Consider the following 12,918-nt stretch of genomic DNA (forward strand, 5'->3'; position numbering starts at 1 on the left):
CAATCTAGTAGATTAAAGCCGACACGCGCAGAACACCGTCATCCTCGGTGGTCGGTTTGCTCGCTCGCTGTTCTTATCGTCATCGGAACATTCCTGCCTCGGCGCGCGTTTGCCCTGCGAATCCGAGCCTGGCTGTTCAGCTGCGGCAATGGCTCCAGAGAAGGGCCTAGAAAACCATGAAAAACAGGAAAAAGGAGCGCTCCGTGAACAACCTCAAGCTGAAACGCGGACTGTGGATCGTGGTGGCCGACGGCGAGAAGGCGCTGTTCCTCGAGAACCGTGGCGACACCCAATATCCCGACCTCCAGGTCGTGCAGGAGATGGAGCAGGCAAATCCGGCGACGCGAGAGCAGGGTTCGGACCGCCCCGGCCGCTACAGCGACGGCCCTTCCGTCCACCGCAGCGCAGTCGAGGACACTGACTGGCATCGCCTCGGCAAGGAGCGTTTCGCCGACGAAATTGCCGAGCGGCTGTACAAGCTTGCGCACCGCGGCGCCTTCAAGGAAATGGTGCTGATCGCACCGCCGCAGGTGCTGGGCGACATGCGCCGAAAACTGCACAAGGAAGTTGCCGAGAAGATCACAGTGGAAATTCCGAAGACACTGACCAACCACACCATCGTCGATATCGAGAACCTGCTGCAGGCGGCCTGATCGCAGGCATCAGCCGCGCAAGCCTTCTCCTTTTTGCAGCAACCATTGCCAGCCTCGAGGCGGCTTGCCTTCTGCCATTCTTGTCATCGATTTCATGGCATTGTGGGTTGCCTCGCGGCCACCCAAGCCCCCATATTGCCAAAGCGGCGGCTTCTTTTGGCGGCGCATATCCGACATCGTGATTTTTGAAAGGCGCTCCATAGACCATGCCGCATGACACGCCCCTTATCGCCACCATCGTCGCCGGTCTGGGGCTGGCTTTCGTCTTCGGCGCAATCGCCAATCGCTTCCGCATCCCACCGCTGGTCGGTTACCTCATCGCCGGCGTTCTGGTCGGGCCGAACACGCCGGGCTTCGTCGCCGACGCCGGCCTCGCCAATGAACTCGCCGAAATCGGCGTGATCCTGTTGATGTTCGGCGTCGGCCTGCATTTCTCGTTGAAGGATTTGTTGTCGGTCCGCGCCATCGCCGTGCCCGGCGCCATCGTGCAGATCGGCTTCGCGACAGCGCTTGGCGCCGGTCTTGCCTGGCTGCTCGGCTGGTCGATCGGCGCTGGGCTGGTATTCGGCTTGGCTTTGTCGGTCGCCTCGACGGTGGTGCTGTTGCGTGCCTTGCAGGAACGGCGGCTGATCGAGACGGAGCGCGGCCGCATCGCCGTCGGCTGGCTGATCGTCGAGGACCTGGCGATGGTGCTGGCGTTGGTGCTCTTGCCGGCGTTGGCTGGCGTGCTGGGCGGCCAGCAGCAAGTGGAGGCCCATAGCAGCCTGCTGTCGCTGCCGGCCAGCTACGGCATCTGGGGCGTCGTTGGGGTCACGCTGGCCAAGGTCGCGGCCTTTGTCGTCGTTATGCTGGTGGTCGGCCGCCGGGTCATCCCCTGGATCCTGCACTACGTCGCCCATACCGGGTCGCGTGAATTGTTCCGGCTGGCGGTGCTTGCCATCGCGCTCGGCGTCGCCTTTGGCGCGGCCAAGCTATTCGGCGTCTCGCTGGCGCTGGGCGCTTTCTTCGCTGGCATGATCATGAGTGAATCCGAACTCAGCCATCGGGCGGCCGAGGAATCGCTGCCGCTGCGCGACGCTTTTTCCGTGCTGTTCTTCGTTTCGGTCGGCATGCTGTTCGACCCGTTCAGCCTGATCAGCAATGGCTGGCCGGTCCTGGCGACACTGGCCATCATTGTCATCGGCAAATCGCTGGCCGCCTTCGTCATCGTCGTCGCCTTCCGCTATCCGATACCGACCGCGCTGATGATTTCGGCAAGCCTTGCCCAGATCGGCGAATTCTCGTTCATCCTGGCCGAGCTTGGCGTCGGGCTGAAGCTGCTGCCCGAACAAGGACGCGACCTCATCCTCGCCGGCGCTATCCTGTCGATCGTTCTCAACCCGCTGATGTTCCTTGCCGTCGACTGGATGAAACCGTGGCTGGAAAGGCGCGCCGGCAAGACGGCGCCGCTCGACGAGGCAAAGCCGATTGGCCCCGCGACGGAGCCAGGCCAGTTGGCTTCGGTTGCGGCACCGGTGAAAGAGGACGGGCCGCCGCCCAGGACAGCGCTTACCGGCCATTCAATCCTGGTCGGCTACGGCCGTGTCGGCAGCCTCGTCGGCGCATCATTGAAGGAGGCCGCCCTGCCCTTCCTCGTCATCGAGGATGCCGACAAGACGCTGGCGAAGCTCAGGGATGACGGCATCGAGACCGTGTCCGGCAACGCCGCGAACAGCGAGGTGTTCGCCGCTGCCAATCCCGAGGGCGCGAAGCGGCTGATCCTCGCCATCCCCAATGCCTTCGAGGCGGGACAGATCGTGCTGCGCGCCCGCGCCGCCAACCCGAAGATCAACGTCATCGCCCGCGCCCACTCCGATGCCGAGGTCGAGCATCTCAAAGGGCTCGGTGCCGACACGGTGATCATGGGCGAGCGCGAGATCGCCCGTGGTATCGTCGAAGTGGTGCTTGGTCACAAGCCAGAGGCGGCTGAACCGTCCGCTGCCTGAGCCGATCCTGCACGATCATGCGTACTGGTCGCCACTGGCCGATGGCCGGCGGAAGATCGCACAGTCGATCTCCGCCCGCAGCGAGTTGATCACGCCACGAATGCAGAGCCACCATTTTGAGTGATACTGCCGAGGTATTTTGCCGGCGGCTTCCCAAGCGCCTTCTTGAACATGGTGATGAAGGCCGTGACGGAACCATAGCCGAGATCACCCGAGACCTGCTGGACGCTGGCACCGGAGGCCAGTTCTCGAATTGCGACGATCAAGTGCAATTGCTGGCGCCAGCGCCCGAAGCTCAGCCCTGTCTCCTTAACCACGAGGCGAGCGAGACTGCTCTCGCTGAGCGCGACGCGGTTGGCCCATTCCGCCAATGTGCTACGGTCGGCAGGGTCTTGCGCCAACGCTTCGGCGATCCTCCTCAAGCGTGGCTCGGATGAAATCGGCAGATGCAGCCGCTGGACAGGCATACGCGGCAATTCGGTCAGCAGGGTCTTGGTCAAAAGCTCATCCCTCGCGTGGTCGTCCTGCACGCCATCAGACAGCTCGATGATCAGTTCGCGGAGCAGCGGCGAGATCGAAAGGGTGCAGCACCGGTCCGGCAGATCGGCGGCTTCCGGCTCAACGTACACGAAAAAAATCAGGGCGTTGGCCGTCGCAACATTGCTGTGCTCCATGTCGCCGGGAATCCAGACCCCGCAATGAGGCGGGACCATCCATAGGCCGCTTGGAACGTGGCATGTGACGCCGCCTCCGAGCGCGAAGACGAGTTGGCCTTTGCGGTGCCGATGGGCGGGCACCTCTGCTCTGGTTTCGGTGACGTCAACGCGCACAGCGATTGCCGGCGCGAGCACATCATCCACATCGAGATCTGGCCAGGGCCAGCGAAGAGGCTGTCTCATGATTGACGGCTTTTAGCGATTAAACGCCATGATAGCTAAATTCTTTAACCGGAAAAGTCGATAGGCTTCGGTTTGCGCCCCCCGGTCAAAAATATGGCAGGCAGCAGTTGATCGCGTTGACGCTGCGCGCGCGCCCATCGCCGGCATGACTTGCGATCTCGATGAGTATTCTGAGTGGGCCAGCTTGCCGTGCTTTCCAGGAGGAAGCTGGCGTCCACAAACCAGTAAGAAGGTACGATCCCCATGCTCGCCCTAGTCACGGCTCCCGACAGCGCCACCGGGCTGAGGTTCGCCGAGTCCGAGGAACCTCGGCCCCTCGCGAACGAGGCGCTTGTCTCGGTCCACGCAACCTCGTTGAACCGCGGCGAGCTGCGCCTGCTCACCATACGTCCGAACGGCTGGATACCCGGCCAGGACATCGTTGGGGTTGTCGAACGGGCAGCAGCCGATGGCTCCGGGCCAGCCGTGGGCAACCGGGTTGCGGCTTTGGTCGACCAGGCCGGCTGGGCCGAACGTGTTGCCGTTTCAACCGATCGTCTCGCCGTCCTGCCGGATGGAGTCAGCTTCGTTTCCGCAGCCACGCTTCCGGTCGCGGGCACGACGGCGCTAAGGACATTGCGCCATGGCGGCGACCTGGCCGGCCAGCAGATCCTGATCACCGGCGCAAGCGGCGCGGTCGGTCGTTTCCAGATCCAGATCGCCCGCCAGGAGGGCGCGTCTGTGACCGCGATCGCCGCCGCCCGGCATGCCGACGATCTCCGCGGCCTTGGAGCCGAGCAAGTTGTCGAGTCGATCGAATTGGCTGAGGGGCCGTTTTCGCTGATCACTGAGTCAGTCGGCGGTGAAAGCCTCGCACACGCGATCGAACGTGTCACACCTGGCGGGATCATCGTCATGTTCGGTTCGAGCAGTGGCGAACTCACATCAGTTGGATTCCGTCAGTTCGTTCCGGGTCACGAGGGGGCGAGGCTTCAGACTTTCGCGTACTACGCCTCTGGCCCGGGCATTGGCGCGGACATCGCCTCGCTGCTCGCTCTGGTCGCGGCTGGCCGGCTAGAAACCCGCGTGGCCTTGACCGTGCAGTGGACAGACATCGCCCAAACCCTGGACGCACTGCGACGGCGCAGCATTAGCGGCAAGGCTGTTCTCACCATAACCGGATGAGCAGTCCTTAGCCTCAAGTCTCACACGTGCTGGCCGCCATTGATGTGGATTTCCGAGCCCGTCACATAGGAAGCCTGCTGCGAGCACAGGAAGAAGATGATGTCGGCGACTTCTGCCGTGGTGCCCAGCCGCCGCAGCGGAATCGTCTCGACGATCTTTTCGGTGCCCGGCGACAGGATCGCCGTGTCGATCTCGCCGGGTGCAATGGCGTTGACGCGGATGCCGTGCGGGCCGAAATCATGCGCCATTTCGCGCGTCAGCGAGCCGAGCGCCGCCTTCGACGTCGCATAGGCGGTGCCGGCGAAGGGGTGCACGCGGGTGCCGGCGATCGAGGTGACGTTGACGATCGAGCCTTTGGCCGACGCCAACTCCTTAAACAATCCTCGCGCCAGCATGATCGGCGCGAAGAAATTGACCTGGAAGACGTCGCGCCAGACATGCATCGGCGTGTCGATCGAATTCATGCGGCTGTTGCCGTCCTTGAGCTTCGGCGAGATGCCGGCATTGTTGACCAGCGCATGAAGCTGGCCGCCATGCGCCTCCAGCCGATGGCGGATTTCCGAGATCGCGATGCCGACATCCTCCTGGTCGGCGAGATCGACCTTGATGTGGTCTTCCGGACCGGCCGGCCACGGGCAGTCCTCGGCAAAGGCCTGGCGCGAGCAGGTGATGACGCGCCAGCCTTCACGCGAAAAGCGCTTGACCGTGGCATGGCCGATGCCGCGGCTGGCTCCGGTCAGCACGATTGTCTTTCTGGTGTCGGTTTCGGCCATTTCGCGATCTCTCTAGGGCGACGTGCGTCCCTTTGGACGCACAAAGTACGCTCTAGCACTTTTAACCCGGAGATGTAGCGGAACACTGTCGCGATGACGAGGGGTCAGCCGCCGGTGAGGATGTCGAGGATCGAGGTCTGCCGCTTCTTGACCGGGCCGCCGACATCGCCCGGCGGCACCGGGCGCTTGATCGATGCGGTGGCGCTGTCACCGCCCGGAATGCCGAAGCCGCCGCCATCGACCGTTTCGGCGGGACGCACAGCGCGAGGCGATGACGCTTTTTGGGCGGACGGCGCGGATTGGCCAACCGAAGCGGACGGCACCGGCGCCGGTTGCGCCGTGTTGGACGGTATTTCGTCCTGCACGATCGTATCCGCAGGCGTCGACCGCCAAGTTCCAGGCAGCGGCCGCACCGGCACGCCATCATGCGCGGCGACCATGAACTCATGCCAGGCCTGCGCCGGCAGCGCGCCGCCGGTGACCTTCTTCATCGGGCTGCCATCGTCATTGCCGAACCAGACGCCGGTGGTGAGATTGGCGGTATAGCCGATGAACCAGGCATCGCGCGAATTCTGGCTGGTGCCGGTCTTGCCGGCTGCCGGCCAGGCAAAGGCCGCCTTCCTGGCAGTGCCGATTTCGACCGTGCCGGTCATCATCGAGTTCATCATACCGACGATCTCGGGCTTGACGACGCGCGGGGCGCCGCCGCCATTGTTGTCGTAGAGCACCTTGCCGCCGGTTGTCGTCACGCGGCGGATGAAATGGACCTCCGGCCGGTAGCCGCCATTGGCGAAGGGGACATAGGCCGACGTCAATTCCAGCGGCGTCACTTCAGATGTGCCGAGCGCGATCGAGGTGTTGGCCGTGAGGTCGGACTGGATGCCCATGCGATGCGCCGCCTCGACCACGGCGTCAGGTCCGACTTCCATGGTCAGCTGGGCGGCCACCGAGTTCAGCGACTTCGCCAGCGCCGTCGCCAGCGTCACCTTGCCGAAATACTTGCCGCCGTAATTGGTTGGCGTCCATTTGCCTATTCTGATCGGCGCGTCATTGCGCACGCTGTCGGGCGTGCGGCCGGCCTCCAGTGCCGCCATGTAAACAAAGGGCTTGAACGCCGAGCCCGGCTGGCGGCGCGCCTCCGAGGCACGGTCGAACTGGCTGGTCGAATAATCATAGCCGCCGACCATGGCACGCACCGCGCCGGAATTGTCGATCGACACCAGCACACCCTGGCTGGCATTGAGCTTCTTGCCGCTCCCGTCGATCAGCCGGCGGATCGATTGTTCGGCGAGCTTCTGCAGCGTGAGGTCGACGGTGGTGTCGACTATGATGTCGCTGCGCACATCGCCGATCAGGTCGGGCAGTTCTTCCACGATTGTGTCGGCGACATAGTTTTCCGAGCCCGTCCAGTAGGATGCCACCCGCGTCGCTGGTGCGCTCATCGCCGTGGTCAGTTCCTTGGCGCTGATCTTGCCTTCGTCGCGCATGGCGGCAAGAACGAGCTGCGAGCGCTGCTCGGCCGCCTTCGGGTCACGCGCCGGAGACAGTCGCGACGGCGCCTTCAACAGGCCAGCGAGAAGTGCGGCCTCGGGCAGCGTGACATCGCGCGCGCTCTTGCCGAAATAGCGGCGCGAGGCCGCTTCGACACCATAGGCGCCGGAGCCGAAATAGACCCGGTTGAGATACATTTCGAGGATCTGGTCCTTGGTGTGCTTGTGCTCGAGCCACAGCGCCAAAAGCACTTCCTGCACCTTGCGTTCCAGCGTGCGATCGGGTGTCAGGAACAGGTTCTTCGCCAATTGCTGGGTCAGCGTCGAGCCGCCCTGCGAAAAACGCCCGCCGACAACGTTGGCCACCATGGCTCTGGACAGACCAATCGGATCGATGCCCAAATGCGAATAGAAGCGGCGATCTTCGATGGCGATGACAGCCTCGGGAATATAGGTCGACATTTCATGCAGGCCGACGGCTTCGCCGCCGCTCATGCCGCGATTGGCGAGCAGCTTTCCATCGACGGAGACGATCCTGATATTGGGCGCGCGGTCGGGAATGGCCCAGGTGGTGGCCGCCGGCATTTTCGCACCGTAGTAGACGACGATGCCGGCAGTCGCGATCCCGCCCCAGATGGCCAGCACGAAGCACCAGTAGAACAACCGGCCGAGCACGCCGAACAGACCGCGCCGGCTTTTGCCGCGTCCGCGACGCGACGATTTTGTCTTGGCCGATTGGCGCTTTGCAGAGGTCTTCCGGTTGCTCGGCACGACGCGATCCTCCTCGCTCACCGAAAAACCGGCCGAGGATTTCGCCCGTGGCGGTCCCTCGAAGCTGGGGTCGATGCGGCTGTCTCTGCGGTTCGCCATGCGCTGTGCTGTCTATCCCGATGCCTATCGCATCGGCCCGAAATCGGAATCGATTTTCGGAAAGCACGATGCGAAGCTTCAAGAGCGTACTCTGTGCGTCCGAACGGTCGCACGTCGCTCCATGGCGTCCGGGGTGGAGAGTAGATGCGGCGATTTAAGGGCGGGTTAAATGGTTCAAAGTTAATTCAATGCGTTATGCATGTCACCGCTGCGTTTCTTGCTTCTGGCGGTCTGCAACAACGGAATCCCTGGCGAGACGGCGGCGCCTTCTCGCATTCGGCGTCAACTGCTCAGCCACCGTCGTTCGGCGCGAACCGCTCATAGCAAGGTAGCCGTAATGCCGTCATTAGAGCGCGACCGGTAAAGTGGGTTTACATTCGATCGCGCTCTAAACAATTGAATCTGCATATGACTTGTCACCAAAGTCATTCACCTTGGTGGATCATCCGTTAGTCGATCGCATCACGAACGCAAAGCGCTGCCCGGGATGATTGCATCGTCTCGCCCACATGGCAGTAGCAGACGATTTCGTGGAGCTGATCGTCGGTCAGTTCGAAGAAACGCTTTGCTTCGCCATAAGTGTCGTCTTTCAACCCCTCATCCCGCAGAATCGGATCGTCGAAGGCAACCGATATTGGCGAGCCTTCGCCACGCATTACGTCGCGCTCTGGCGACGAACGATATTCGGTCCCGGTAAGTGCGGTAAGGAGCCGATTGGGCTGCCGTTCGAGAAGTTTTGACCAACGTTCGAGACGCTGGGTTCGGTCCATTCCAGGAGGTGTTGGGTCTCTGTGTACCTTTGCCACCGTATGCAGTTGGTCCAGTGTTTGGTGCCTCATGGCAACCTCCTAAAAGTAGGTGGGTTGGCCCCAAAACTCCCTGTGCCAAGATCATACCGCGGATGTGTCGATACGTCACTCTCATTCGATATTCGGCCTGGCTTTTCTCTCCGGGCGCATCGAAGGATGGAGCGGCCCTGCCTTGGCGTCAATTTTTGGTCTCGTCGGCAATAGCGGCAACAAAACCAATGACTTGCATTAACTGGGCTCAAACTTCGGTGGTCGACCGGTTATCGATGTCAGCGAGAAGAAGGCCAGCGTCTGCTCTTCGCAGGTCACCGCCACAACGCTGTTCGAGCGATCGATGTCGAGACCCTTCGGGCCGCCTTCTTCGACACTGGCCCTGCCGCGCCCGAAAGTCTCGTCGTCAAGGACGGCAACAGAGCGGGAGGGCGTGCGGCTGCCGCTCCAGCCCGCGTCGCGATCGTACACGTGAAGCAGTGGGCTGCCTGCATCGGCGACAAGGATCTGCCGGTCATCGCCCGTAAAACGCAGGCCATGCGGGTAATTGGCGTTCTGCAGGATTCCGGCGGGTTCGGTATCCGGCCCCAACCGCGCGGACATGTTGTAGAGCTTCACATCGTTGGTGCCGTGGCTGCTGACGGCGATCCATTGGCCATCATGACTGAGCGCAATGCCATCGGGTATGTTCAGGCCGCGCTTCAGAAGCGCCTGGTTCTTCCACGCGCGGTAGCCCCACCGGTCGACGACATGCCGCGTGACCCGGTCTCTGTAATTGTTGCAGACCAGGAGGCTGACCCGGCCACGCGACTCATGCCTGGCCGCGACCGACCCTGGTGTTTTCAGCTTGCAAAACAGCCCGCCCTTGATCTCGCGAATGGATACAATGTGGCACTGGCGGCCGGCTGGCTCTCCCGAGGGCAGGGCAAATATCGCAACCAGCCCATCACGATTGGCAATCACCAGGGTTCGGTCATCGATGAAATCGAGACCATGGACCTCGCCCATGCTTTCCGACGTCAGCTCCATGAAATCATGGACGGTGATTCGTGGGCCGCTCGGCGCCGCTTCGACGTCGACCCGCAGGATCAGACAGCGCTCTCGCGTATATCCAGCAATTGCCAGCAATCGATTGTCCGGCGAAAAGCGCAGGTCTTCCGTGCGTCCGATGGTCGAGAGCGCGGCTCGTACAGCCTCGCTGGCTTTGAAGTCGATTCGGGATATCACCTGAGAGCCTGGCCTGAAGGGCGAGAACGATGGACAGGATGGGGATAGGTCATCGGCACCCTTGCGCGGCAGCACCCGACACGCTCAGTTCTCCTGGATCGAAATACCCTTCTCGTCGATCTTGAGTTCCACGCCCTTCGGCCTGGTTTGCTCGCGATAGACATAGACGCCGAGCGCGATGACCACGACGACGAGCGCGCCGATGATGAGATAGAGCATGTTCTGTTTCATGGCGCGCCCTTGATGTGCTTCGAGGATCAGGCCTGCTTCACCAGTTTGATCAGCACGAGCAGGATGACCGCGCCGATCGTGGCGTGGACGATGGAGGCAAATATGCCACCGCCTATGGCGAACCCCAGCCTTGGGAAGAGCCAGCCAGCGATAAAGGCACCGACAATGCCGACGGCGATATTGCCGACAAGGCCGAGGCCGAAACCCTTGACCATCAGGCCGGCGAGCCAGCCGGCGATCGCACCGATGACGATGAAGACAAGCAGGCTCTCAGTGCCCATTGCAGATCCCTCCTGAGCGAACGGTCGTGGAGCAGAAAGCTCCGAATCGACCCCCGATTGCAACAGGCCCAAACTATTGGAAACGAGACGGCCCCGCCAGCGGCGTCATTCGTCGTCGTCCCCAGATGCAGGCCGCCAGCTGATCGGCTCGATCTTCCTTTGCGTATGACCGTCCGTATAGGCCCACCAGCCGGTGTCGTTCTCGTCCCAGTCGCCGCCGGCCGCTTTCAGCCGGTCGAGCGACCGGTACTGCGCGATGGATTCGTTCATCACGCCGTCGCTGTCCTTCCAGTAGACGGTGACCTTGGAACCATCCTTGGGTGCCGTTTCGATTGGTTTCCGGGCAGCCATTTCATCCTCTCCGTGGACCGACAGAACGTCGCGGCGAACATCTGGTTCCACCTTAGCTGTGGGCGAAGATGTCTGCCTCATCCCAGCCCATCAGGTCGAGTTTCGCACGCGTCGGCAGGAAGCGGAAGCAGGCCTCGGCCTCCTTGGTCCGGTTGTCGCGCGCCAGCCGGGCCGTCAGCACATCGCGCAGCTGGTGCAGATAGAGCACGTCGGAGGCTGCGTATTCGAGTTGTTCGGGAGACAGCGTCTCCGCCGCCCAGTCCGACGATTGCTGCGCCTTCGATAGGCTGACGCCGAGAAGCTCAAAGCAGATGTCCTTCAGCCCGTGCCGGTCGGTGTAGGTTCGGGTAAGCCGCGAGGCGATCTTGGTGCAGAACACCGGCTCCGGCATGACGCCGAAGGCATTGTAGAGCACGGCGAGATCGAAACGGCCGAAATGGAAGAGCTTGGTTATGCTGCGGTTCCTGAGCAGGCTGACGAGGTTTGGCGCCTTCTTCTGGCCGGGCGCGATCTGGATGACGTCGGCGGAACCGTCGCCCGGCGAGATCTGAACCACGCAAAGCCGGTCGCGATGCGGATTGAGCCCCAGCGTCTCCGTGTCGATAGCGACCGACCCGACGTCGTAGTGCAAGAGCCCGGGCAGGTCGTTCTTATGGAAGCGGATATCGCTCATCGTATTCTCCGGTCGCAGCCCGTGCGGTGATTTGTGCACCCAACCGGACGCACGTCGCTCTAGCCCGTCCTCGCCGCGATCCGATGAAAAATCAACAGAAAGTTGAATTCTTGCCCTGTCAGCGTGTCAGCGCATCGAGAATGCGTGCCCAGGAGCGTTGTCCCTTGTGGAAGGAACTCATCTCGTACTTCTCGTTCGGCGAATGGATGCGGTCATCGTCGAGCCCGAAACCGACCAGCAAGGATTCGATGCCGAGATAGGTCTGGAAATCGCCGACCACCGGGATCGAGCCGCCGCTTCCCGTCGTCACCGCCGGCTTCGGCCACTCGTCGGACAGCGCGTCCTTGGCCTTGGCGAGAAACGGCGAGTCGTAGGAAAGCTGGATCGCCGGCGAGCCGCCATGTGGGTGGAAATCGACTGAGCAGTCGGCCGGGATGCGCTCCCTCACGAAGGCCTGGAAAGCGGCGCGGATCCTTTCCGGGTCTTGCTTGTGGACGAGGCGGAAGGACACTTTTGCCGAGGCTTCCGCCGCGATCACTGTCTTGAACCCCTTGCCGGTATAGCCGCCGGTAATGCCGTTGAACTCGGCCGTCGGTCGCGCCCAGGTGAGCTCGAGCACCGAGCGGCCCTTTTCGCCAGACGGGATCGACAGTCCGACAGGCCCAAGGAATGTCTCGGCGGTCTCGCCGAGCGTCTCCCATGACTTCAGGATCTGCGAAGGGGTCTCCTCGACACCGTTATAGAACCCCGGAATGGTGACATGGCCGTCCTTGTCGTGGATGTCGGCCAGGATCCTGGCCAGGATGCGAATTGGATTGGCGGCAGCACCGCCATAGAGACCGGAATGCAAGTCGCGGTCGGCGGCTTTCACCGTGACCTCCTCGCCGACTAGCCCGCGCAGCGCGACGCAGATCGACGGCGTATCGCCGTCCCACATGCCGGTGTCGCAGACAAGCGCGAAGTCGGCCTTGAGCTCGGCGGCGTTTGCTTCGAGGAACGGCTTCAGCGAGGGCGAGCCGGACTCCTCCTCGCCCTCGAACAGGATCGTGATGCGGCATGGCAGCCCGCCATGCACCTGCTTCCAGGCGCGGCAAGCCTCGACGAAGGTCATCAATTGCCCCTTGTCGTCGGCCGAGCCACGCCCCGTGATCACCTGGTGGCCGGGCTCGATCTCCTTCACCGAAGGCGAGAACGGGTCGCTTTCCCAGAGCTCGATCGGGTCGACCGGCTGCACGTCATAATGGCCGTAGAACAGGACATGCGGCGCGCCCGCCGGCCCGTCATGATGCGCCACCACCATCGGGTGGCCTGGCGTGTCACGCACGCTGGCATCGAACCCGATCAGCTTGAGTTCCGCCACCAGCCATTCCGCCGCCTTGCGGCAGTCGGCGGCGTAGGCCGGATCGGTGGAGATCGACTTGATCCTGAGCAGGCCGAACAGGCGCTCCAGGCTCTCGTCGAGATTTTTGTCGAGACGGTCGAGGACGGGGGAAATTGTGGACATTTTTATCAGCCTTTCGA

The 12,918-nt window shown here is 62.5% G+C and carries 14 protein-coding genes; 3 read left to right on the forward strand and 11 right to left on the reverse strand.

The window, feature by feature from the left end:
- Positions 1-203: 203 nt before the first annotated feature.
- Positions 204-653: a host attachment family protein gene (locus EOC94_RS19330; RefSeq protein WP_095488474.1), complete on the forward strand. Its 450-nt coding sequence runs from the start codon at positions 204-206 to the stop codon at positions 651-653.
- Positions 654-662: 9 nt separating this feature from the next.
- Here the strand turns inward: EOC94_RS19330 and EOC94_RS19335 are convergent, their stop codons facing one another.
- On the reverse strand, positions 663-854 hold the full coding sequence (locus EOC94_RS19335; RefSeq protein WP_095488356.1) for a hypothetical protein: 192 nt from the start codon (positions 852-854) through the stop codon (positions 663-665).
- Positions 855-859: 5 nt separating this feature from the next.
- On the opposite strand from EOC94_RS19335, the gene ybaL reads away from it, so the two are divergent.
- Positions 860-2,638, forward strand: a complete 1,779-nt coding sequence (gene ybaL / locus EOC94_RS19340) for a YbaL family putative K(+) efflux transporter (protein ID WP_127292694.1) — start codon at positions 860-862, stop codon at positions 2,636-2,638.
- 89 nt (positions 2,639-2,727) lie between these two features.
- On the opposite strand, the gene EOC94_RS19345 is transcribed toward ybaL, so the two are convergent.
- Positions 2,728-3,537, reverse strand: coding sequence for a helix-turn-helix transcriptional regulator (locus EOC94_RS19345; RefSeq protein ID WP_127292696.1), 810 nt, complete (start codon positions 3,535-3,537; stop codon positions 2,728-2,730).
- Positions 3,538-3,780: 243 nt separating this feature from the next.
- On the opposite strand from EOC94_RS19345, the gene EOC94_RS19350 reads away from it, so the two are divergent.
- Positions 3,781-4,701, forward strand: a complete 921-nt coding sequence (locus EOC94_RS19350) for a zinc-binding dehydrogenase (RefSeq protein WP_127292699.1) — start codon at positions 3,781-3,783, stop codon at positions 4,699-4,701.
- A 20-nt stretch (positions 4,702-4,721) separates the two neighbouring features.
- Here the strand turns inward: EOC94_RS19350 and EOC94_RS19355 are convergent, their stop codons facing one another.
- The 9 genes from EOC94_RS19355 to EOC94_RS19395 all read right to left on the reverse strand — a co-directional run bounded on the left by EOC94_RS19355 (position 4,722) and on the right by EOC94_RS19395 (position 12,901).
- Complete coding sequence (locus EOC94_RS19355; RefSeq protein WP_023675240.1) at positions 4,722-5,474, reverse strand: SDR family oxidoreductase; 753 nt, start codon at positions 5,472-5,474, stop codon at positions 4,722-4,724.
- A 104-nt stretch (positions 5,475-5,578) separates the two neighbouring features.
- Positions 5,579-7,834 (reverse strand): transglycosylase domain-containing protein, encoded by a 2,256-nt coding sequence (locus EOC94_RS19360; RefSeq protein WP_127292701.1) that lies wholly within the window; start codon positions 7,832-7,834, stop codon positions 5,579-5,581.
- Between the two features lie 449 nt (positions 7,835-8,283).
- The gene (locus EOC94_RS19365; protein ID WP_095488347.1) at positions 8,284-8,673 is read right to left on the reverse strand and encodes a hypothetical protein; all 390 of its coding nucleotides are present in this window, start codon (positions 8,671-8,673) and stop codon (positions 8,284-8,286) included.
- Between the two features lie 198 nt (positions 8,674-8,871).
- Positions 8,872-9,936 (reverse strand): hypothetical protein, encoded by a 1,065-nt coding sequence (locus EOC94_RS19370; protein ID WP_245465600.1) that lies wholly within the window; start codon positions 9,934-9,936, stop codon positions 8,872-8,874.
- 9 nt (positions 9,937-9,945) lie between these two features.
- Positions 9,946-10,092 carry a hypothetical protein gene (locus tag EOC94_RS19375; protein ID WP_126104868.1) on the reverse strand — a complete coding sequence of 49 codons (147 nt, stop codon included), beginning with the start codon at positions 10,090-10,092 and terminating at the stop codon, positions 9,946-9,948.
- Positions 10,093-10,118: 26 nt separating this feature from the next.
- Positions 10,119-10,373: a GlsB/YeaQ/YmgE family stress response membrane protein gene (locus tag EOC94_RS19380; protein WP_126104867.1), complete on the reverse strand. Its 255-nt coding sequence runs from the start codon at positions 10,371-10,373 to the stop codon at positions 10,119-10,121.
- Between the two features lie 105 nt (positions 10,374-10,478).
- Positions 10,479-10,724 (reverse strand): hypothetical protein, encoded by a 246-nt coding sequence (locus EOC94_RS19385; protein WP_126104866.1) that lies wholly within the window; start codon positions 10,722-10,724, stop codon positions 10,479-10,481.
- Positions 10,725-10,776: 52 nt separating this feature from the next.
- Positions 10,777-11,397, reverse strand: coding sequence for a ribonuclease D (locus tag EOC94_RS19390; protein WP_095488337.1), 621 nt, complete (start codon positions 11,395-11,397; stop codon positions 10,777-10,779).
- A 118-nt stretch (positions 11,398-11,515) separates the two neighbouring features.
- A complete protein-coding gene (locus tag EOC94_RS19395; protein ID WP_127292704.1) occupies positions 11,516-12,901 on the reverse strand; it encodes a M20/M25/M40 family metallo-hydrolase in 1,386 nt (461 codons plus the stop codon).
- Between the last annotated feature and the right edge of the window lie 17 nt (positions 12,902-12,918).

The organism is Mesorhizobium sp. M6A.T.Ce.TU.016.01.1.1, from assembly GCF_003997065.1.
Taxonomy (GTDB): domain Bacteria; phylum Pseudomonadota; class Alphaproteobacteria; order Rhizobiales; family Rhizobiaceae; genus Mesorhizobium; species Mesorhizobium mediterraneum.